Source organism: Roseivirga sp. AWQ4_251 (assembly GCF_056158225.1).
Window position 1 is genome coordinate 2530878 of sequence record NZ_JBSWSW010000001.1, and the last position, 22152, is coordinate 2553029.

Genomic DNA, 22152 nt, shown 5'->3' on the forward strand with positions numbered 1-22152 from the left:
AGAAGAATGGAAGTAATATTAAAGACTGATATTAAGGGCTTAGGTTATAAAAACGATATCGTAGCTGTTAAGCCAGGATACGGAAGAAATTACCTTATCCCTCAAGGATTCGCTGTTATTGCTAGTGCTTCTAACAAAAAGCACGCTGAAGAAACAGTGAAACAAATGGCTCACAAAGCTGAGAAAATCAAAGCTGACGCTGAAGAAATCGCTAACAAAATCGGTGACACTGTGCTTGAGATCAAAGCTAAAGCAGGTGAAACTGGTAGAATCTTCGGTGCGGTTACTACGCTTCAAATTTCTGATGCGTTGAAATCTGCTAAAGATGTAGATGTTGACAGAAAGAAAATCTCTTTCAAGTCTGAAGTTAAGACTATTGGCGAATACGAAGCAGAAATCGATCTTCACAAAGAAGTTAAGAAAGACGTGAAATTCGTAGTTGTAGCTGAGTAAGTTACACTGAACAATATACAAGAAGCCTGATTCGAAAGAGTTGGGCTTTTTTTATGCCCCTTTGGTTTCTGGAAAAATAGCAATGAGAATCATCTCTGAACTTCTATTAGAAGAAGATCGATTTATGAATAGAAAGTGTTATAGAGGAAAGAAGCTTCGTTCGTTCAGTACTTATCTAGAACTCCAAAGCTTTTTAGGCGGCACAATAAAAATGGAGAAACGCAGATAGGCAGAATCTTTTAGATCATAAGTCTGCAGCGCTTCTTTAATCCTTCCGCCAGGCCTTACAATAAAATAGTTGACGTTATTCACGTAACCTACATCAACTCCGAACCACAGCCAATCGTGAATTTCTTGTTCTAATTTCAGTTTATAGTAAACGTCAGCTCGTTGCACGGTTAACAAATGCGGCCCATCATTGATCGCATCGGTTATATTAAAGCGCCAATTGCTAAACTCCGACTGCAAAAGTAGATGTGTCTTCTCATTGAAATGATACCTCAAAGTAAGATTACTAGGTAGATTGGCCTCGAAAAGCACATGATTATTTAGCTGTTTATGATAAGCGAAAGTAGGGTAAACGTTCACCACGCCTAAAGCATAATTCACCACTCCCCCATAGCCAATCTTAGTTCGGCTATCCAACGTTTTCATAAATTGCCCATAGACAAAATAACGACCCGAGAAGCGATGCAACTGCCATTGATCGCTAGCCAATTCAGCCACACCAATTAAGGTTAAGCTTTTTGTATCTGTCAAACTCTTTTGGTAAAGTAAATTTACACCAGCATTGGTAAGCGGGTTGTTATCTAAATGGCGAAAAAGGTCATTTTCCATAACGCCATCAGCCCTTGCTACTCCATAACTTTGATGAAAATATTTGAGCTGAACACCAAAAACACTTTTTGGAGTGAGAACAATAGGTGCACCTAACCTTAATCGCAACAGCCTATCTTCTTCAACATCAGAAATAGCCCTGGTTCTATCTGTAGGTTTCACAAATACATTATAACGGCTAAGGTACTCATAGCTGAATTCGGCAATCTTAGGCCGATAAGACAAGGTGTCTTGGGCGGTCACCCGAAAAGCGAAGCATAGCATCGCCAACATTAAAATGCGCATACCAGTAGTTTAAAGTTGTGTCAAGGCGACCAGGGTTGAATCCGGATTTAACTCGCAAGTAAGCAAAAAGTTACGATTCTACAATAGCCATTCTTCACCCCTAACCGCTCTTAAAAAAACAATCCACTCCGCTTAGCATATTGCTTATCTTCACACACCAACATCAACCCAAACTATTATGAAGAGAATTTTCAAATTGATTACCCTGATGATGTTCCTGAGTTCAGCTCAGTTGCTCAGCCAGGTTAATTCCAGCACTTATGCCGGCTTGCGGCTTAGATCCATTGGCCCAGCCAACATGAGTGGTCGCGTGGTCGATTTAGCAGTACAAGAAAGTGATCCGTACACATTTTATGCGGCTACAGCTACAGGTGGCATCTGGAAAACCGAAAACAATGGCGTTACTTTTAGACCAGTTTTCGAAAATGAAGCCACTCACTCCATTGGAGCCATTGCCTTAAATCAAAATCACCCTAATATTCTTTGGGTGGGAACTGGCGAACGCGCCAGCCGCCAAAGTAACTCATGGGGAGACGGAGTTTACAAATCTACCAATGGCGGAGAAACTTGGACAAACATGGGGCTCAAGGATTCTCACCACATTGGCCGAATTGCCCTTCACCCTACCGACACCAATACTGTTTATGTAGCTGCAATGGGCCACCTTTGGGGAGCCAATAATGAACGTGGCCTTTACAAAACTACAAACGGAGGAAAAAGCTGGGAAAGAATCATTTATGTTGACGATAACACTGGAGTTGTTGACGTAGCCTTAGACCCAACCAACCCCAATATTGTTTACGCGGCCACCTACCAAAGAAGAAGAAGACCTTACGGTTTTGATGGAGGCGGACCTGGAAGTGGCCTTCACAAATCCACAGATGGAGGAAAAACCTGGAAAGAACTTAAAACTGGATTACCAGAAGGTGAATATGGCAGAATCGGGATTGCCATTTACCAAAAAGACCCGAATATCGTTTACGCATCTGTGGAACAAGGCTTTCAATACAATGCCTCCACTGCTTATAATGAAAGAAGAGCTGGCCTTTACCGCTCTGAAGACAAAGGCGAAACTTGGACACTAATGAGCGATTGGAATCCAAGACCGATGTATGCCAGTCAGCCACTTATCGACCCGAATGATGATAAGCGCATCTACATGATGAACCAGTTCAGCTTTTCTACCGATGGAGGTAAATCATTTCGCCCAGCAAGGCAGTCGCTACATGGTGACGACCGTATTTTATGGGTTAACCCGAATGATTCGCGCCATGTAATCAAAGGTGATGATGGTGGAATTGGAATTTCTTACGATCAAGCCAAAACTTGGCTGTTCGTTACCAATTTACCTGTCAGCCAATTCTATAGAGTTTCAGTCGATATGGCGGTTCCTTATAATGTCTATGGAGGCTTGCAAGATAACGGTAGCTGGGTAGGCCCGAATGAAACCTACCGAAGTGATGGCATTCTTAATTCCGACTGGAGAAGAACTGGTGGCGGAGATGGATTTTTAAGTCTTCCTCACAGAGAAGAGGCTGGCGTTATGTATGGTGAATCTCAATATTTGGGACTTTTCAAAATGGATTTGAATACAGGCCAGAGAAAATCAATCAGGCCAGGAGATGCACAAGGCGCTATTGGCGCACGTAGAAACTGGAAATATTGGGGGCCAGGAGAACGAGAACCTGACTTGGAAAACGCCATGGCTCCTGCTAACTGGGAAGGCCCTTTCTTCCTTTCTTACCACAACCCAAACACCATTTACGCGGGCACAAACGTACTATGGAAAAGTACAGATGGCGGTAATTCGTGGAAATCTCTGGGAAATTTAACTACAAAAGTGAACCGAAGGGATTTAGAAATCATGGGCAGAAGAGCCAATGAAAACACTCCTTCATTGGATGATGGAATTCCATACTACCCTACCCTCACTGCCATTGCTGAAGATAAATTGAAACAAGGACACTTATATGCAGGAACCGATGACGGTCTTTTACAAGTTTCTGACGATGATGGACAAACCTGGACCAATGTAACTTCAAAATTGGCTGGTTTGCCAAAAGAAACTTGGATCAATACCATTGAAGTTTCGAACCATAATGCAGGAACAGCTTATGTTGCTATCAACAATTACCGCAATAACGACTTCACCAATTACCTCTATAAAACGACTGATGGCGGTCAAACTTGGGCATCTGTTGTAGGGAACTTACCGGCTAACCGAGTGGTGAGAACGCTTCGTGAAGACCCTAAAAACCCTAACCTACTTTATTTGGCGACTGAATTCGGGTTCTACATTTCAAATAACGGAGGAAAAAACTGGGTTCAGGTAAAAAACAATATGCCAACCTTGCCTTTCAATGACATTGCGATTCACCCAAGGGATAACGATTTGATATTGGCGAGTCACGGAAGAGGACTTTGGGTTTTGGATAATCTAAATGCCATTCAAGAATTGACTCCAAATGTAGCTAATCAAGAGGCTGCTTTGTTCACAATTCCAACGGGTGAAAGAATTAACTACACCAGCGATGGTGCCCATGTGGGCGATATGTTCTTCAGAGGTGAAAATCCTCAACGTGGAGCAATCATCGATTACTACTTAAAGAGTCCTGTGAAGAAAAATGAGATTTCACTCACAATTCACGACACTGATGGTCAATTGATTTCCACATTGCGCGCTGACACAACTTCTGGAATTCAACGTGTTAGCTGGGACATGAATTACGAAAGCCTGTCTGCTGTTCCTTCGAACAGAGGAAGAGGTTTCGGTCTTAGTGGCCCACCAGCAATGCCAGGAAATTACATCGCGAAGCTGACTGTTAAAGGCAAGGAGTACACTCAAACCTTCAACATAATTGATGACCACAGATTGGATATAGATATAACAGATCGTAAGGCCTGGACCGATAAACTTTGGGAGATTGCCGCTTTCTATGAAGATTTAACCAAGGAACTCGCCATAGTTTACCCTGTTCAATGGCATTTGGCAGATTTGGACAAAAAGAAAGTAGATTATGACAAGGCCGCTGCAGAAGAAATTAATGATGTAGTCGGTTTGTACAACGAATTAATGAGCAGAACCAGAGGTTTATATTATTCTGCCCAGAGCTGGATTGGCCAATTAACCGCTGACCAAGAAGCTCAATTAAAATACTATAAAGAAATGCTCGTAAAACTGAAGCCTAAACAACAGCAAATGCTCAACAATTCTGTTAAGAAATTGAACAAAAGCGTTAGTAAGGCCAACAGATTTACGGCTAAATAAAACCAACCAAAACCCAAACCATGATGATGAGAACCATTACACTCGCGCTGCTTCTTTGCCTTTCCTTTGGCGTTTTTGCCCAAAGTAGAGCTTTAGATGTACAGTCAACCGTAGTAACCAATCACGAAGTAACTATCAAAGGCAAAAAAATCCCATACACGGCCACAGCAGGCACACAACCTGTTTGGGCTGAAGATGGCCATCCTATTGCCTCTTTGTTTTACACCTATTATGAAAGAACAGATGTAAAAGATAAAGAAAGCAGACCTTTGGTTATTTCATTTAACGGAGGTCCAGGCTCGGCTTCTGTTTGGATGCACATTGCTTACACAGGCCCGAGAATCCTAAAAATTGATGATGAAGGTTATCCAATTCAGCCTTATGGCATTAAAGAAAACCCCCATTCAATTTTAGATGTTGCCGATATCGTATTCGTGAACCCTGTAAATACAGGTTATTCAAGAATTGTAGACAAAGATGCTAAAGGCTCTAACTTCTTCGGTGTAAACCAAGACATCCGCTACTTAGCTGAATGGATCAATACTTTTGTGTCTAGAATTAACAGATGGAATTCACCTAAATATTTAATTGGCGAAAGCTACGGAACTACAAGGGTTTCTGGCTTGGCTTACGAGTTGCAAAACAACCAATGGATGTACTTAAATGGCGTTATTTTGGTATCGCCAACTGAATTGGGAATTGACAGAAGCGGCCCAGTAGAAGTGGCTAACCGTCTGCCATATTATGCGGCTACCGCTTGGTATCACAAGCAACTTCCTTCGGACCTTCAAAGCAAAGATTTGCTTGAGGTTTTGGAAGAAGTGGAAACCTACACACTCAACAAACTTTTACCTGTTATGGTAAAAGGCAATAGCGCAACCGAGGCCGAAAAATCTGATGCCATTCGCATGTTTGCCCGCTATTCTGGCTTAGATGAAAAAATCGTGAGACAGAGCAATCTGGACATTTCTTACAATTTCTTCTGGAAAGACCTTTTGCGCGATGAAGGGTTCACGGTAGGCCGTTTGGATTCACGCTACAAAGGCATAGACAGAATGGACGCTGGCATGGGACCTGATTTCAATTCAGAACTTACCTCATGGCTTCATTCCTTCACCCCTGCCATCAACAGCTATTTCAAAAACGAGTTGAACTACAAAACCGACATCAAATACAACATGTTCGGCCCTGTTCACCCTTGGGATAACTCGCGCGATAGAACAGGAGAAAATCTGCGCCAAGCCATGGCTATGAATCCATATCTTCATGTAATGATTCAAAGCGGATATTATGATGGTGCTTGTACTTATTTCAATGCGAAATACAACATGTGGCACATCGACCCAAGCGGAAAAATGAAAGACCGTTTCAGCTTTAAAGGTTACAGAAGTGGACACATGATGTATTTAAGGGCTGAAGATTTGACAAAAGCTAATGACGACATCCGGGAGTTTATAAAGCAATCTATTCCTCCGGCTGGCACGCCTGCCAAATACTAAAATGTCTGATCATCAGAAAAAGTTAGTAGAGAATTTCAAAGAAGCTTGGGCTTTTCGAATCCAGGGAGAACATGAGAAAGCCATAGAAATTGTGGAAAGTTCTTTAGTGGTTTCTGAAATGGAAAAACTGAAAGAAGCCCAAGCTAAATTCTTAACCCTAAAGGGAAGAATTTTGAGAGACCAAGGTAAGCTTATTGATGCTTATCAGTTTTACGAAAAGGCAGAAGTGATTTATGCTAAGCTATTTTTAGAAGAAAGCCATGTGAATGTTTTGAGGCAAATGGCCGATATCAGTCAAATGATTGGTGATTTTGAAAAATCAGAGGCCATCTTCAATCAGATTTTTGAACTCAATAATCGATTTCGATTTGCTGATTTAGAAAAAGCAAATGCCTTTCGCGTTTATGCCATTTTGAAAGAAAGCACCGATGACAAATCGAATGCGGTTCTTTACTGGAAAAAAGCTCGGGAGCTTTATCAAGCTTGTGACATTCTAGAGGGAGTCAAAGAATGTGACTCGCATCTGGAAAGTCTAAGTCAAGAACTTTAAACAAAGAGCGTTTCAAACAGACCTGAAACGCTCTTTTATTTTTAATCCGCTTCTTCCAACAAACAGCACTTGACTTTAGGCGGAAAAATCTAAATTCACTGATAAGTTACGTCCAGATGTCACTCCAATTACAAAAACACAAAGCTCTATCAACGGATCAGAAAATAGAGATTCTGAATATCTGGAATTCAGAATATCCCGATCATTTAAGACATAACAGCCTTGAAGGATTAGAAAACTACCTTAATAAACTAGAGCAAGAAGATCACTATTTGGCCTTCAATTCATCGGGAAAATTGATTGGATGGCTGGTTACTTTTAACAGGCAAGATGAACGATGGTTCGCCATGATTATCCATAACTCTACACAAAGAACCGGCCTTGGTAGCAAACTACTTGGCGAGGCAAAAAAACATGAATCTTCGCTGAATGGTTGGGCGATAGACCACAACAGAGATGTTAAAAACAATGGAGAAGTCTATCCTTCTCCAATATCGTTTTACCTGAAAAATGGCTTTAAAATCCTTCCAGAAGAAAGGCTCGAAATTGATAGGCTGTCTTCAGTAAAGATTCGCTGGCGATCTACTTAAACAATGTTGCTACTATTTACTAGCCCTTTCCCAAGTAACGGTTCTTCCAAACATGGATAGGCCAATGTAACCCCGAACGTCCAATTTATTGCCCTTGAGCTTCATAACGCAGTCATAGGTTTTACCGCTTTCTGGATCGTAAATGTTTCCGTCTTCCCATTTTCCATCATCAAATTCGAAGCCCTCTATTAAATCCATGCCCAAAATGGGCCTGCCTCTCAAAAACTCATCCGGGTTGTGCTTATCGATTTTCGGAGATCCATCATCATTATTGGGTTCCTTGAGCCAAATGATCTTGCCATTGTATTTTCCATCGGCTTTATAAATTTCCACTTTGGCTTTTTTCCCATGCGCCCACCAAACTCCTACAACGTCATCGGCATCATTTGCAAAGTTTAGCGAACTGAGAAAAACTATAGTTATGAAAGAAAAAAACAGTCTCATGATTCATCGTTGATTTTACTACCTTCAACCCCTCTTTAGCTACTTTAGTATTAAATGGAGTTTGAAATTCTTGAACAAAGATTAATTCTTTTGCCAGAAAAAGCCCTTTACTGGCAGAATAAGGAGCTTTTAATCTTAGCTGACATTCATTTAGGAAAGGCTGGTCACTTCAGAAAATCGGGCATTCCCGTTTCTGATTTGGTGCATTCAAAAGACATTTATACCATCGAAAAACTTATCAATTTGGTTCAGCCCCAAGCGGTTATCTTTCTAGGCGATCTTTTTCACAGCGAACACAACCAAGGCTGGAATATTTTCAAACGCTGGATTAAATCGAAAGCCCCTCTTCAGTTTCATCTGATTATGGGAAATCACGATGTAATGTCAGCGCAAGATTATCACATTCCTAACCTTTCCTTGAGTGAACAACTCGATTTGGAGCCATTCTGTTTTACGCATATTCCAGAAGAAACTGAATTATATAATATTGCCGGCCATATTCATCCTTCAGTTCGGCTTTCGGGCAAAGGCAGACAAAGCCTGAAATTGCCTTGTTTTTGGTTTGGCCAGAAAAATGCAATTCTGCCTGCTTTTGGGCAGTTTACGGGAACTGCCAAAATCCCAATCAAACAAGAAGACAACCTCTTTGTTGTGGCGGAAGGTAAAGTGATTAAAATGTAGACCATGCCATCCCTTTTTCAAGCAGACAAAAAATATCTCCGATCATAGCCGTTAAGCTCCAAAAGACCCGTTAATTTTAAGCATATTCAAATTTAATTTGACAACTCAGCAACTCAATATCGATTCTCAATCCGACCAACTCTTTGCAGACATTGCTTTGCCAGTGCCCATTCCTAGGCTCTACACTTATGCCATTCCTTCAGAATTCAGGGGCATTATTTCGGAAAGAGTTCGAGTGATTGTTCAATTCGGAAAAAAAAGGGTGATTACTGGCATCGTAGCCAAAGTCCACAATCAGCCACCTGAAGTATATGCTCCCAAACCTATTCTGGAAGTACTGGATTCAGAGCCTGTGATTACGGCCAACCAAATGAAAGTAATGACATGGATGAGCAATTATTACATGTGTACTTTGGGAGAAGTTGTAAACGCGGCCTTGCCTTCTGGGCTCAAGTTGAGCAGTGAATCTCGCATTCAATTACATCCGCATAACGACTGGAATGAAAGCGATTATCCGTTTGACGACCGAGAGTTGTTGATCCTAAAGGCTCTTGAAAATAACGATTCGCTCACTTACCCTGAAGCGGCCACAATCATCGATTTAAAAAGCGCTTATAAATACATCAAGTCTTTGGTTCAAAAAGATGTGGTTATCATTTATGAAGAACTGAAGGAAAAGTACAGGCCAAAGAAAATCAAAAAAATCAGGCTTTCAGCAGAATGGGCCACTGAAGAAAGTCGACTGGAAGTGCTCTTTGCCGAATTGGAAAAGAAACCAAAGCAAAGTGACATTCTACTGAAATACTTGCAGGAAATCCCGGTATATCAGAAACCCGAGGCCAACTTAAATGGCTTGGACAAAGCCACTATAAAATCTGCAGGGCTCTCTACTTCTTCTCTCAATACTTTGATTAAAAACCGAGTTTTTGAAGAGTTCGAAGTGATCATTTCTCGCTTTGAAGAAGAAACAGAAACCTTTGAAGCTTCTCCCCTTTCGGAAATTCAAGAGGATGCCAAACAGCAAATCCTGAATCATTTCGAAGATCAAAATACGGTGCTCCTGCACGGCATCACAGGCAGTGGAAAAACTGAAATTTACATTACGCTGATTCAAGAAGCTCTGGATAATGGCTCCCAAGTGCTCTATCTTCTTCCTGAAATTGCCTTAACTGCTCAAATCGTCAATCGGTTAAAGGCTGTTTTTGGTGATCGAATGGGAGTTTACCATTCAAAATTCTCTGACAATGAGCGCGTAGAGGTTTGGATGGGGCTTTTAGAAGGCCGGTTTGATTTCATTGTTGGCGTTCGAAGCGCCATATTTCTTCCTTTTGCAGACTTAGGTTTGATCATCGTAGATGAAGAGCACGAAAATTCGTACAAACAATACGATCCCGCTCCGCGCTACCATGCCCGCGATGTGGCCTTATTTCTTGCTCATCAACATGGCGCTAAAACCATTCTAGGCTCCGCTACTCCTTCTATAGAATCGTATGCTCATGCGCTTTCGGGAAAATATGGCCTTGTTACTTTAGACAAACGCTATGGCGAAGCCCAGCTTCCTGAAATGGTGGTAGCTGATATTCGCACCGAAAAGAAACGAAAAACAGCCACTGGCAATTTTTCTTCCGTTCTGGTTGAAGCCATAAATCAGGTTTTAGAGAAGAAAGAACAGGCGATTATTTTTCAAAACCGAAGAGGTTATTCAAATTACATAACCTGTGATGATTGCGGCTATATTCCCGAATGTCCACGCTGCGCGGTAAGCCTAACTTACCATCAGTACAAAAATCAGCTCAATTGCCATTACTGCGGCCATAAAGAACCCGTTCCGGTGCAATGTCCTGCCTGTGGAAGCCATCGCATTCGAACCGTAGGTTTTGGTACCGAAAAAATTGAAGAAGACCTAAAGCTCATCTTTCCTGAAGCTAAAATCCAGCGTATGGATTTAGAAACTACGCGAACCAAATACGCCTATCAGAACATTATTCAAGATTTCGAAAAAGGGAAAATCGACATTTTGGTAGGAACGCAAATGGTGAGTAAGGGGCTGGATTTTGACAAAGTAAGCTTGGTCAGCGTTTTTGACATTGACAGGATGATTCATTTCCCTGATTTCCGTTCGTTGGAAAGAACCTACCAATTAACAACTCAGGTAAGTGGACGAGCAGGAAGACGAGCAGTAAAAGGAACGGTGGTCATTCAAACGGGTGATCCCGAACAAGGCATTTTGCAATTAATCACTCAGCAGGATTATCTGACCTTTTTTAGGCTAGAAATGCAAGAAAGGGAAAAATTCAATTATCCGCCTTACAGCCGCATGATCAAAATTCTGGTTCGCAGCAAAGACAAAGCTTTGACTAAGGAAGCTGCTGAATACCTTGGCAATATTCTAAAAGAAGACCTTAAGAAAAACAGAGTTTTAGGGCCGCATGAACCCATAATCAACAAAATTCGAGATAAGTACCTAATGGATATCTACCTAAAAGTTGAGCGAAAATATTCAATCAAAGCCGTAAAAGACATCCTACAGAATGCCTATCTGGAAATCCTGAAAAAGAAAGAATACGCTCAGGTAGAATTCGTTACCGATGTTGATCCCTACTAGGCAAGCTTAATCCTAAACGCACTAAACTTTCGGTTCTTCATCTGGGGTAATTGAATCGGATGGAGTGTCTCCATTTTCATCTATCCCTTCATTCTCATCCTTTTTTCTATCCATTTTAATATCCAGTCCTGGCTCTGGCGTTCTCTTCTCTACTTTTTTAGGAATAACAGAAGTATTTGGCTGAATGCGCACAGAAGGTGCTTTTCTCAAATTCGGCTCCATGCGTTCAATGAAATAGGAAATCTTTCTGGCTCCGGTCATATCTTCAGGAGCATCAGACTTTTTACCGAAAGAAATCAATCCCCAAGTCATGATAATGCTAGTTGCTAAAATCGTGATCAGGATGATATCGGAATTGAAAAGTTCTGATTGAAGCGATTCAGGAATAGAGAAAAACAGCAAAACCGTAATTAAACCTCTTGGGGTTATCATTAACTCCGGCAAAATTGACTTTTTCAGGAAGAAGATCTTCAACACGATAAATCGAATGAGGAAGAAGGAAGCAACAATCATTAAACTTACGCCAAGCACTTCTAAATTCACCAAGGCCGAAAGGTTAATGGTTGTTCCGAACACCACGAAGAAGAAAGTCCGGACCACAAAGGCCGTTTCCCGCGTGACCAGATGGAGCTCGTCCAGAATTTTATCTATGACATCGTGTTTGACGTACTCCTTGAGCTTACCGATAAAAAACAGTTCACTATTGTTAATCACCAACCCAAAAGTAAGAATAATCACCAGCGAAGAAAGGTGCATTTGTTTGCCAATCGCGTAGATCAAAATGAGCAAGGCGATCAACAAAAACAATTTCACTTCTCCTTCAATACGCTGAAAAAGCACTACCAAACCATAGCTGAATGCTACAGAAACAATAATGGTGATGATGATATTCCCAATAATTCCGTAAACAACTTCGCCTGCCTGATGGCTTTCTGCATTCCCTGTAAGAAAGTAGAAAAACATAATCCCGAGGATGTCAGAAAAAGTACTTTCATAAATCATGAATTCCTTTTTCTCCTTTGTCAAACTCGACACACTAGGTATTACAATTGCGCTACTTACAATAGAAAGAGGAATGGCGTACACTAAAGAAATCAGAGAGGCTTCTTCAAAAAACTGATTGATGATGAAGGAAATCAAGAAAGCACAACCGCCCAACGAGAGTATGGCCACTAAAAAGGACTTCCATATGATGGGCCATTTTTCTTTGGAAAGCTCTAAATCTAGTGCGGCTTCTAGCACAATCATAATCAAACCAACAATTCCCAGAATTTCTAAAGTACTGAAAATGAGTTTATCATGATTAATTCCGTAAGCGTCTAAACCAAGCTTAATGGCAATTCCTAAAAGAATGAGAAGGATAACGCTGGGTATATTCGTTCGTTTGGAAAGAATATTAAATAGGTGCGAAAAAATGATCACACACGACAGAGCTATCACCAAATTGTAAGCATTCATGGGTTAATAATAGGGAAAAGATAATTTTAGTTTAAAAAACACAGCGGTTAAATTTTAGTATTCCGCCATCTTCTTACCCCTTCCAACGATTTTTTGAGCCTTTGTATCGAACTTTATTTCTAAAAATTTCCTTTTTAACATGCAATTTCAAAAGCCAACCAATTAGTTGTACTTTTGCAGAACTTTTCTGCCTACGGGCAGTATAATCGTTTCATTGTTTGAGATAAGTTGATGGAAAATAAAAACGGTAAAGTGTCGGAGGAATTATTGAAAGATATAGAAGAAATGGGCGATAATCACATTTTGACGTCCATAGAAACGCCTTTGCGTGAAGACGCTTTCGCGCTTTCGAACGAAGAAAAAATCGAAATCATTCAAGAGCATTTCGAGAAAATAATGCACACCCTAGGTTTAGACCTTACTGACGACAGTTTGAAAGGAACGCCTAGAAGAGTGGCTAAACTTTACATCAACGACTTATTCAAAGGGTTGAACCCAGCCAATAAGCCTTCGATGTCTACCTTCGAAAACAAGTACCAGTACAATCAAATGCTGGTAGAAAAAAATATCACCGTTTATTCAAACTGTGAGCATCACTTTTTGCCAATTGTTGGAAAAGCACACGTGGCCTACATTCCAAATGGCAGAGTTATCGGGCTTTCTAAAATCAACCGTATTGTAGATTATTACGCAAGAAGACCTCAAGTGCAAGAAAGACTTGCTCTACAGGTTTTGAATGAGTTGAAAGAAGCTTTGAATACGGAAGATGTTGCGGTTTATATTGATGCTATACACATGTGTATAAGCTCTAGAGGCGTTTCAGATCAAACCTCATCTACTGTAACTGTGGAATACAGCGGCAAATTCAATGAGGAAAACATTAAAAAAGAATTCCTAACCTACGTGAATGACAAGCTTAAATGAGCCTGATCGATCAATACCCAATATCTGTTTACAATTCACTTACTAAGCAAAAAGAGGTTTTTAAACCTTTAGTAGAAGGCCGAGTAGGCATGTACGTTTGTGGCCCTACCGTGTACAGCGATGTGCATTTGGGTAACGTACGCACCTTTCTTTCCTTCGATATAATTTTCAGGTATTTTAAATATCTGGGCTATAAAGTACGCTATGTTCGCAACATTACGGACGTAGGTCACCTGGTTGGCGATGCTGATGAAGGCGAAGATAAAATCGCCAAGAAAGCCCGCTTGGAAGAAATTGAACCTATGGAAGTAGTTCAAAAATACACCAATGGTTTCCATGATGTAATGCAGGTTTTCAACATCCAACCTCCTTCCATCGAGCCTACAGCCACTGGCCACTTGATTGAACAAATCGAATTCATTAAGCAAATCATTGATAATGGCTTTGCTTACGAAAAAGACGGATCGGTTTACTTCAACGTAAGAAAATACAACGAAACACATCAATACGGAGAGCTTTCTGGCAGAAATGTAGACGATATGCTTTCCAATACCAGAGAGCTAGCGGGTCAGGATCAAAAGAACGATCCTTTAGATTTCGCACTTTGGAAAAAAGCTGAAGGCGGTCACTTAATGCATTGGCCATCGCCTTGGAGCGAAGGCTTTCCTGGGTGGCATTTGGAATGTTCTGCCATGAGCACCAAATACTTAGGCCAAAATTTTGATATTCACGGTGGCGGAATGGACTTGAAATTCCCTCATCACGAAGCTGAAATTGCCCAGAACAAAGGATGCCATCATGCTGGTGGAGCCAATTATTGGATTCATGGCAACATGCTAACTGTAAATGGCCGCAAAATGGCCAAGAGCGAAGGCAATGGTTTTACGCCTGAAGAACTCATTACAGGTAACCACAAACTGCTTGAAAGAGGCTACACGCCTATGACAGTTCGCTTCTTTATGTTGCAAAGCCATTATGCAAGTACCCTCGATTTTAGCAACGAAGCCTTACAGGCTGCTGAAAAAGGCTATAAGCGTTTGATGGGTAGCGTTCAGTTAATCGACAAACTGGCAGATGCAGGTACAGGTGCTGTTTCTCAAGAAAAATCGGCTGAACTGAAAGGCTTTATTGAACAAGTGCTAAACGATTTGAGTGATGATTTCAATACGGCTAAGGCAATTGCTTCGCTTTTCGAAATCAGCACAAAAATCAATACTTACTATCAAAGCCCTTCGGAAATTGCCGTGATTGATTCGGAAACTTTCGATTACGTGATAAAGCACTTCCGTGGTGTCATTCACAATGTACTAGGTTTGGTAAATGAAACTGAATCGAACAACCAGAACAATGTTTTGGATGGTGCATTACAAGTTTTGATCGACTTAAGAAAACAAGCCAAGTTTTCTAAAAACTATGCCCTTTCCGATAAAATCAGAGATGATTTAAAATCGGTTGGGATTCAACTAAAAGACGAAAAAGGAGGCGAAACCTCTTATACCATAGATTAACCTTATGATTCTTTCAGGAAGAGAAATCAAACGCGAGATGGGCAAAGGCATCAATATTGAGCCTTTCAACGAAGCACAACTCAATCCAAATAGCTACAACCTAAAGCTGCATAATGAGCTTATGGTGTACTCCAATCCGGTTTTGGACATGAAAAAACCAAACCCAGTGGAGTCATTGATTATTCCTGAAGAAGGTTTATTACTAGAAACCGGAAAGCTTTATTTGGGTAGAACAATTGAAAAAACAGAAACTTCAAAGTTTGTTCCTATGCTTGAAGGCCGCAGTTCAATAGGTCGTTTGGGCTTGTTTATTCACGTAACCGCGGGCTTTGGCGATATTGGCTTCAACGGTTTTTGGACTTTGGAAATTTTCTGTGTTCAGCCTATTAGAATTTATGCCGGAGTAGACATTTGCCAGATTTTCTACCACACCATTGAAGGAGATTTTGACACTTATAAAGAAGGTAAATACCAAAACAATACGGGTATTCAAGCCAGTATGCTTTATAAGGACTTCGAGAAGTAATTCCATTCAAAGTTCATGGTTTATAATTTTTGAACCATGAACTTTAAACTATCTACCCTATCCTATCAACAATTTCCCGAATGCGGTTCGATCGCTGCATAAAGTCTTTCATTCCTTCTTGGTCTTCATTTTCAAGCATCTGTTGAAATACCTGTAATTCTTCAATATAGGTAGAAAGCCCTTCTAACAAATGCTTTCTGTTTTGAACAAAAATAGGCGCCCACATATCAGGTGAACTCTTCGCTAAACGAACTGTGGAAGCAAAACCAGAACCCGCCATTTCGAAAATATGCCTTTCGGATCTTTCCTTGCGCATAACCGCATTGCTTAAAGCAAAAGAGGTAATATGGCTCAAATGAGAAACAAAGGCCAAATGCAAATCATGCTCGGCTGGCGACATGTATGAAACTCTCATTTGAAGTGCTTCACAAAGCTTAAGGAAAAGTTCTTTCTGAGGTTCTCCCGTGTTTTGCTCTTCACAAATAATCATGCGTTTGCGCTCAAAAAGCTCGGCAAAAGCAGCTTCTGGACCAGAATATTCTGTTCCAGCAATCGGGTGAGCCGCCAAGAAACTTCTCCGTTTAGGATGCTCAGCAACAGCCTTACAAATGGCTTCTTTTGTAGAACCAAAATCGACAATCAAAGCCTTTTCAGAAGCATAATCCAGAACTTCGGGAATCAGCTTGGTAAGCGCGTCTACAGGAATTCCCAACACCACAACATCCGCCCATTGCACAGCTTCCTTCAAATTTCGGGAAATATTGATTAAGCCTAAGTCTTTCGCCTTCTCTAAAGCTCTTTCACTAATATCTACTCCGCAAACCTCAAGAGTTTCTGCTAAAGATTTCTTCAGACCCAATGCAAAGGAGCCTGAAATCAAACCAACGCCAACCAGTGTTATCTTCATCTTAAATTCTTGAAAGGGCTTCTTCTAAAACAGAAACTGAACTACAAAGAGAAATTCGGACATAGTTGGCGCCCTTATCACCAAAAATCACACCTGGCGTAATGAATAGATTTTTCTGGTAAAGCAAGTCATCCACTAAATCAGTGGTAGATGCATATGATTCGGGAATTTGTGCCCAAACAAACATGCCTTGTTGGTCTAGCCGAAAAGTACAGCCTATTTTCCCCAGAAGTTCATAAGCCTTTTCTCTTCGTTCACGGTAAACTCCGTTCAATTCATCAAACCATGATTCTCTCAGTTTTAAGGCCTCGGTAGCCGCCAACATCATGGGTTTAAACATTCCTGAATCTACATTGCTCTTTACCTTCAAAATCGTTTTGATATAATCTTCACGGCCAGCGACCCAACCCATTCGCCAACCCGCCATATTGAATGACTTGCTCAAAGAATTCAACTCAATAGCAACTTCCATGGCTCCATCCGTAGAAAGTAGGCTTAGAGGTTTTTCCTTTGGCAAAATCATGCTATACGGATTATCATGGCAAAGCAAGAATTTCTTCTTTTTAGCCAAAGTCACCAACTTTTCAAAAGTGCTTTGCTTGGCTTGAGAACCCGTTGGCATATGCGGATAATTGAGCCACATGAGCTTCACTTTTTCCGTATTAAGGTTTTCTAAGAACTCCCAATTCGGTTGGTAATCATTCTGCTCGTCCAAAGGGTAATAAATTACTTTGGCTTTTACCATTTGCGCCACAGCAGCATAGGCTGGATAGGCCAATTCGGGAACCAAAACTTCATCGCCTTCATCTAAAAAAGCCAGAGAAATATGAGTAATCCCTTCTTTGGAACCAATCAGCGGCAAAATCTCAGAATTGGCATCCAACTGAAGTTCATAAGCCCACTGATTCCATTCTGCAATGGATTTTTTAAGCTCGGGAATTCCTGCATAAGACTGATAGCCGTGAGCATCGGCCATATCGGCATTCGCTTTTAAACTCTCTAAAACAGCAGGTGCCGGCATGCCATCGGGGCTACCGATACCTAAATTCAGCACGGGTTTTCCTTCTGAAATCATTTGACGGATTTCCGCCAATTTTTGAGAAAAATAATACTCTTTAACCGTATTAAGCCGCTGTGAAGGTTGGATAATCATGACTTAAAGATCGAAAGGAATTAGGGAGATTGGAAGTATTTTGTACACCACCGAAGCAAAAACCTACCTTGAAAAGTTTGATGCTTACACCAGTGGATTTTGTCTATTCTTCTGACCAAACTCAAAAGCTAAAAAGAAAAACAAGCACCTCCTTCTAAGAATAGAAAAGAAGCGCTTGCTTATTTCTCTGTTAATCTTTTTGATCTCTCAATAAAGGCCTAGTAACTACGGAAGGCTTTGGTTTGTCGGTTTGAACAAATCGTGAGTTATTGTTGCTTTGGCTGTCTACCTCAACATCTTCTATCAAAATCATTCGCGGGTGAATGATATGCAATCCCGTGCCATTCCATCCTTCAAAAGCCTGATCCATCATCAAATCTTCTGAAGCGGCATAGAGTTTTCTGAAAGAATTGAAGTTCATGCCTCTCAACATAGCAGAGTTCAGCACTTCTTCGGATTTACTTTCAATATCGATTTTTACCACTTCCAACCCTGGAGAACCAAGGTTTTGTTTTTCACGAATCATAATAGCATACTCAAAACCTTCATCTTCGGCCAAAATCATTAGCTCTTCTTTCAATTGCTCTTCTGAAAGTACTTTTTCAGAAGAAACGGACAAAACACCCAAACCAGAAGCGAGACCATATACTGGAGTTGAGTCATTGTCTACAGTTCTGGAATTGACCTTATTCATTAACACACCTTTGTCGAGAAGCTGAAGGCTGTCCACAGTTTTCACTCCTTCTCTATCGTATAAATTAGTGCTATTAATCTCTTCTCCTTTCCAAGATTTGAGGGTAGGCAAAGCCATAACTGAAAGGTTTCTTGAGCTTACTCGCTTTCCAATTTTGTTATTCTGAGCTCTTCGGTTGCTACCTCCATAGTATTCGTTTGACTGGCTGAAATATGACACCAAATTCCTGGAAATAACATCGCCAGCAGCTTCTCCTACAAACAGCACTGGGCCTTCGTAAATATCATCGAAAGCCTCCAATTCATTGCGTTTGCCTAACTTCTCATACATTTCTTTCACCTTGGCTTCCATATCTTTTATAGAAGGAAGTTCGCCAAAGTAATCTTCTGTAATATTCAATCGGTCGACACGGAATTTCCCATCTTCATCTTTATAAGTAGCAGAGAGCGATAATTCTGCGCCAGCATGGTTAGTGATAATGCTAGTGCCTTCTGTATTGAGAAAATAATTTCTGTTGGTATAAAGCGTCAGATTGACATTGGAATTAACCAGTTTCGGGTATTTCAGAAAAATAGCCGAAATCTTTCTGGTGTATTCCTCAACTTCAGTTTTATTGAAGTTTACTGTTTTCAATTCTTCGTGATAAACCTGCTTAGGTACTTTTGAAAAACGTTTATGCGGAATTTCAGACAGAGGCTGTTCTTTTTCCTCCACCGTTTTCTGATGTTCCTTAAATGTTTTGGCAGCGTTCTTATAAATATCGTTTGTCGATTGCCAGAGAACGGCTCGGATACCGTAATAATCATTATCGATCGGAAGCATGTTCAACATGCCCATTTCGCCTCCTACATCATCAGAATAAGATGGATAATTATTGGATGAACTGAAGCTTTCATCATTAAAATCGTAATCACCTACCAGCACGCGCACACTGGTATTTCGAGAAGGAATTTCCATTGAATTTACCAAAGCGCCCCAACTTGCCATGGCCGTAAAAGAGCGGCCATCGTTCAAAGTATAACTGATGAAGAAAGGTTTTTCATGATCTTCTAACTGAAGCTCGTTCATGCTTCGATCCATTTCATCTTGCATGGCTTTCAATATTACATCATCCTGCGCATTAAGGAGAAACGTACTGAAAAACATTAGCCCTAAAAACACTGATCTCGTCACTAACACTAGCTTATTCATGGTTTCCCTCCTTTCTTGGTCTTGGCAACAATGGTTCTTCACCCGATCTTTCTATGGCTTTCTTCTGGGTTTCAATTCTTCTCACAAACAAGGCTGGAGCAGTTGCACTTACCGGAACACCACCTGATTCGGCCCCGCATATTCCCGTAAATGTCATGGCTTTATCTCCCGCTGCAGTGATTTCGGCAAACATGGAAAGTGGCGTACCAATCAAGTCCACTCCTCTTACCAGCTCATCTTCTCTGCCATCGACATAAACCTTATAAACTACCGTGGGCATTATATTAAAGGCATTCGGGGTATTTCTGTCGGTTAGCGTAAAACCTCCCGTAACCTCTCTGAAATAGTAGCCATATTCTTTCCCTTGCTTTTTACATTCTTCAATGAGCATTTCGCGAAGCTGTTTGTCAGAAACTGGATTATCTGTTTTAATAATCAAATTGGATTGCCTAGAAACTGGCGAAAGCCCTGGCTGTGCCCGTCCATGCCCGTTAGACTTGTTGAAATCTCCGATTGGCGTTCTCGACATTAAAAAGGTTTTCAATTTGCCTTTATTCACCACTTCCACGCGCTGCCCTTTCACACCTTGATCATCATATTTATAGCTCCCGATTAAGTCGGTATTGCCGATTTTGTGGGTTCCGGGATCAGAAATTACACTCATTGAAGCTGGCAATACACTTTCTCCTACTTTGCTTTTGAAAGTCTGCCCATCAGAATCAAGCTTCAGTCTGTGGCCTTCAATCCGATGCCCAAAAATTTCGTGGAAGAAAACCCCTGAAACTTCTGGATGAAGAATGGCTGGACCTGTGTAAGGCTCAGCCAAAGGGGCTGTTTTCAGTTGAATGAGCATTTTTCTCATCTCCGAAATCTCGGCTAGCATTTCTTCTTCAGTTGGTAAATCTTGTGGAAGAAAAGCAAAGAAGGTTTTGTACATCGGCACTACTTGCCCATCGCTGGTTCTTATATTAGCTGCCACCATAAGATAAGCTGAAGAAGACTGTTCAACGATTTTAGTGCCTTCCGAAGAAACAAAATATTTGGTTTCCACCGTAAACTCCAAAGCCGACACAGCCATCATAACATCATCATCATTTTCGAAAAGAGCAGAAAGCTTCTTTACCCTTTCACTCCAAACTTTAGCATCAATCGCCTTCGAAAAGTCTTTAGGTTTTGAAATGTCGACAATCGGCTTTTCATGGCTGAAATCATCTGTTTTAGCCGTATCTACTTTCTCATCAATCTTTTTATAATTCTCTACAGCCGTTCTGTATTTCCCTTGAGTATCTGACCAAAGGGCCTCAGCCACTGCCAATTTATTATCATCCAAAGGCAGGGAACCTCCTCCCATATAACTACCGAAGTAATTAAATTCCCCACCATTTGCTCGGGTATTGTCTTTATGGTAATCGCCCACGCGAACGGTAGTATGAAGCGATCGGTTTCGGGCTGAATCAAGAAAAATCAGCTTACCAAAACTCGAAGAAATCTGCGTTGATTTTTGATCTACCACTCTGTAATCCAGATAGTAAACAGGCGGATCGGCCTTTGAAAGTGCTTCGAACTCGTATTTTAGTTCATCTTCCAAAATTTTGACTAAAGGAAACTGAGCTTTGGCCAGTAAGGGACTGAAAAAGAGAAAAACGATTAGAAGGTATTTTGAAAAAAAAGTGTAACTCATCAAATGATTTTTAGGTATGCTATATAGTAAGCATGTTTTAAGATGCAAAACCATAGCTTACCAATTATAACTATTTTATTAGTGATTTAAATATTTTTGAAGCCGTCATTTATTTGAATGTTTTGACGCAATCCAGCGATTTTCATAGATTGAGCCATGCCCGTGATTTTTGAAATGCATAGAAAGGTTGAAGCCTCAGATATTGACGAAATGAACCATGTAAACAACGTCCGGTATTTGCAATGGGTTCAAGATGCTTCGGAAGCTCACTGGACCAAAGTTGCCGAACCGAATGGATGGCTTGAGCAATACAAATGGGTAGCCATCAATCATTTTATCGAATACAAAAAACCAGCATTTTTGAATGATTCCATTCTCATAAAAACTTATGTGAAGGAACATTCGGCCGTAAAGAGCAATCGAATTGTAGAAATTTACCAAGCCGAGACCATGAATTTACTCGCTAAGTCCAGTTCGTGGTGGTGTATGATTGATGCCGAAAATCAAAAACCACAGCGCATTCCCGCAGAAGTAACCGAACAATTTATAAAAGACCAAAACTAACCATGAACTATTACGCACTGATTTACAACACCATAGACAGTTATTTAGAAGACCGAGCTAAATACCGAGCGGAACATCTACAACTGGCCACTCAGTATGCTGAAGAAGGCACTTTGATTTTGGGCGGGGCTATGGATAATCCAGCAGACCAAGCGCTACTTATTTTTAAAGCCGAAAGCGAAGATGCAGCCACAAACTTTGCCCAAAACGATCCCCATATAAAAAATGGATTGATTAAAAGCTGGGAAGTTAGAAAATGGAATGTGGTGGTTGGTTCATTATTCTAGCCTTAACCAATTCCTTTGCTTAAATTTCATTCTACTTTTTTTGAAAC

The 22152-nt window shown here is 40.8% G+C and carries 19 protein-coding genes; 12 read left to right on the forward strand and 7 right to left on the reverse strand.

Annotation, left to right across the window (positions count from 1 at the left end; translation table 11 throughout):
- The first annotated feature begins 6 nt into the window (after positions 1 to 6).
- Complete coding sequence (gene rplI, locus ACXACJ_RS10990) at positions 7 to 453, forward strand: 50S ribosomal protein L9 (RefSeq protein ID WP_475134414.1); 447 nt, start codon at positions 7 to 9, stop codon at positions 451 to 453.
- 171 nt (positions 454 to 624) lie between these two features.
- Here the strand turns inward: rplI and ACXACJ_RS10995 are convergent, their stop codons facing one another.
- Positions 625 to 1575, reverse strand: a complete 951-nt coding sequence (locus ACXACJ_RS10995) for a DUF6268 family outer membrane beta-barrel protein (RefSeq protein ID WP_475134415.1) — start codon at positions 1573 to 1575, stop codon at positions 625 to 627.
- Between the two features lie 178 nt (positions 1576 to 1753).
- Between ACXACJ_RS10995 and ACXACJ_RS11000 the strand changes: the two genes are divergently transcribed.
- From ACXACJ_RS11000 to ACXACJ_RS11015, 4 genes are all read left to right on the forward strand, one after another.
- Complete coding sequence (locus ACXACJ_RS11000; protein WP_475134416.1) at positions 1754 to 4843, forward strand: WD40/YVTN/BNR-like repeat-containing protein; 3090 nt, start codon at positions 1754 to 1756, stop codon at positions 4841 to 4843.
- A gap of 26 nt (positions 4844 to 4869) precedes the next feature.
- Positions 4870 to 6342, forward strand: coding sequence for a S10 family peptidase (locus ACXACJ_RS11005; RefSeq protein WP_475135084.1), 1473 nt, complete (start codon positions 4870 to 4872; stop codon positions 6340 to 6342).
- 1 nt (position 6343) lies between these two features.
- The gene (locus ACXACJ_RS11010; protein ID WP_475134417.1) at positions 6344 to 6892 is read left to right on the forward strand and encodes a tetratricopeptide repeat protein; all 549 of its coding nucleotides are present in this window, start codon (positions 6344 to 6346) and stop codon (positions 6890 to 6892) included.
- A 116-nt stretch (positions 6893 to 7008) separates the two neighbouring features.
- Positions 7009 to 7482, forward strand: a complete 474-nt coding sequence (locus tag ACXACJ_RS11015) for a GNAT family N-acetyltransferase (protein WP_475134418.1) — start codon at positions 7009 to 7011, stop codon at positions 7480 to 7482.
- A 12-nt stretch (positions 7483 to 7494) separates the two neighbouring features.
- On the opposite strand, the gene ACXACJ_RS11020 is transcribed toward ACXACJ_RS11015, so the two are convergent.
- Positions 7495 to 7926, reverse strand: coding sequence for a DUF2147 domain-containing protein (locus tag ACXACJ_RS11020; protein WP_475134419.1), 432 nt, complete (start codon positions 7924 to 7926; stop codon positions 7495 to 7497).
- Between the two features lie 54 nt (positions 7927 to 7980).
- On the opposite strand from ACXACJ_RS11020, the gene pdeM reads away from it, so the two are divergent.
- Together pdeM and priA are read left to right on the forward strand one after the other, a co-directional pair.
- A complete protein-coding gene (gene pdeM, locus ACXACJ_RS11025) occupies positions 7981 to 8607 on the forward strand; it encodes a ligase-associated DNA damage response endonuclease PdeM (protein ID WP_475134420.1) in 627 nt (208 codons plus the stop codon).
- Positions 8608 to 8704: 97 nt separating this feature from the next.
- Positions 8705 to 11212: a replication restart helicase PriA gene (gene priA, locus ACXACJ_RS11030; RefSeq protein WP_475134421.1), complete on the forward strand. Its 2508-nt coding sequence runs from the start codon at positions 8705 to 8707 to the stop codon at positions 11210 to 11212.
- 21 nt (positions 11213 to 11233) lie between these two features.
- Here the strand turns inward: priA and ACXACJ_RS11035 are convergent, their stop codons facing one another.
- On the reverse strand, positions 11234 to 12670 hold the full coding sequence (locus tag ACXACJ_RS11035) for a cation:proton antiporter domain-containing protein (RefSeq protein WP_475134422.1): 1437 nt from the start codon (positions 12668 to 12670) through the stop codon (positions 11234 to 11236).
- Between the two features lie 231 nt (positions 12671 to 12901).
- Here ACXACJ_RS11035 and folE point away from each other — a divergent pair, with 231 nt between their 5' ends.
- Genes folE through dcd form a run of 3 tightly spaced genes read left to right on the forward strand, consistent with a single transcriptional unit; the run spans position 12902 to position 15628 of the window.
- The gene (gene folE / locus ACXACJ_RS11040) at positions 12902 to 13594 is read left to right on the forward strand and encodes a GTP cyclohydrolase I FolE (protein WP_475134423.1); all 693 of its coding nucleotides are present in this window, start codon (positions 12902 to 12904) and stop codon (positions 13592 to 13594) included.
- Positions 13591 to 15102 (forward strand): cysteine--tRNA ligase, encoded by a 1512-nt coding sequence (cysS, locus tag ACXACJ_RS11045; RefSeq protein WP_475134424.1) that lies wholly within the window; start codon positions 13591 to 13593, stop codon positions 15100 to 15102. Before folE ends, cysS begins: the two co-directional genes overlap by 4 nt.
- Positions 15103 to 15106: 4 nt before the next feature.
- A complete protein-coding gene (gene dcd / locus ACXACJ_RS11050; RefSeq protein ID WP_475134425.1) occupies positions 15107 to 15628 on the forward strand; it encodes a dCTP deaminase in 522 nt (173 codons plus the stop codon).
- A 52-nt stretch (positions 15629 to 15680) separates the two neighbouring features.
- Here dcd and ACXACJ_RS11055 read toward each other — a convergent pair whose 3' ends face one another.
- The 4 genes from ACXACJ_RS11055 to ACXACJ_RS11070 all read right to left on the reverse strand — a co-directional run bounded on the left by ACXACJ_RS11055 (position 15681) and on the right by ACXACJ_RS11070 (position 21254).
- Positions 15681 to 16535 carry a prephenate dehydrogenase gene (locus tag ACXACJ_RS11055; protein ID WP_475134426.1) on the reverse strand — a complete coding sequence of 285 codons (855 nt, stop codon included), beginning with the start codon at positions 16533 to 16535 and terminating at the stop codon, positions 15681 to 15683.
- Between the two features lies 1 nt (position 16536).
- Complete coding sequence (locus ACXACJ_RS11060) at positions 16537 to 17688, reverse strand: pyridoxal phosphate-dependent aminotransferase (RefSeq protein WP_475134427.1); 1152 nt, start codon at positions 17686 to 17688, stop codon at positions 16537 to 16539.
- A gap of 190 nt (positions 17689 to 17878) precedes the next feature.
- On the reverse strand, positions 17879 to 19573 hold the full coding sequence (locus tag ACXACJ_RS11065; RefSeq protein ID WP_475134428.1) for a metallopeptidase TldD-related protein: 1695 nt from the start codon (positions 19571 to 19573) through the stop codon (positions 17879 to 17881).
- Positions 19566 to 21254 (reverse strand): metallopeptidase TldD-related protein, encoded by a 1689-nt coding sequence (locus tag ACXACJ_RS11070; protein ID WP_475134429.1) that lies wholly within the window; start codon positions 21252 to 21254, stop codon positions 19566 to 19568. Before ACXACJ_RS11070 ends, ACXACJ_RS11065 begins: the two co-directional genes overlap by 8 nt.
- 156 nt (positions 21255 to 21410) lie before the next feature.
- Between ACXACJ_RS11070 and ACXACJ_RS11075 the strand changes: the two genes are divergently transcribed.
- Positions 21411 to 21818 (forward strand): acyl-CoA thioesterase, encoded by a 408-nt coding sequence (locus ACXACJ_RS11075; protein WP_475134430.1) that lies wholly within the window; start codon positions 21411 to 21413, stop codon positions 21816 to 21818.
- A gap of 2 nt (positions 21819 to 21820) precedes the next feature.
- Positions 21821 to 22105, forward strand: a complete 285-nt coding sequence (locus ACXACJ_RS11080) for a YciI-like protein (protein ID WP_475134431.1) — start codon at positions 21821 to 21823, stop codon at positions 22103 to 22105.
- The last annotated feature ends 47 nt before the right edge of the window (positions 22106 to 22152 follow it).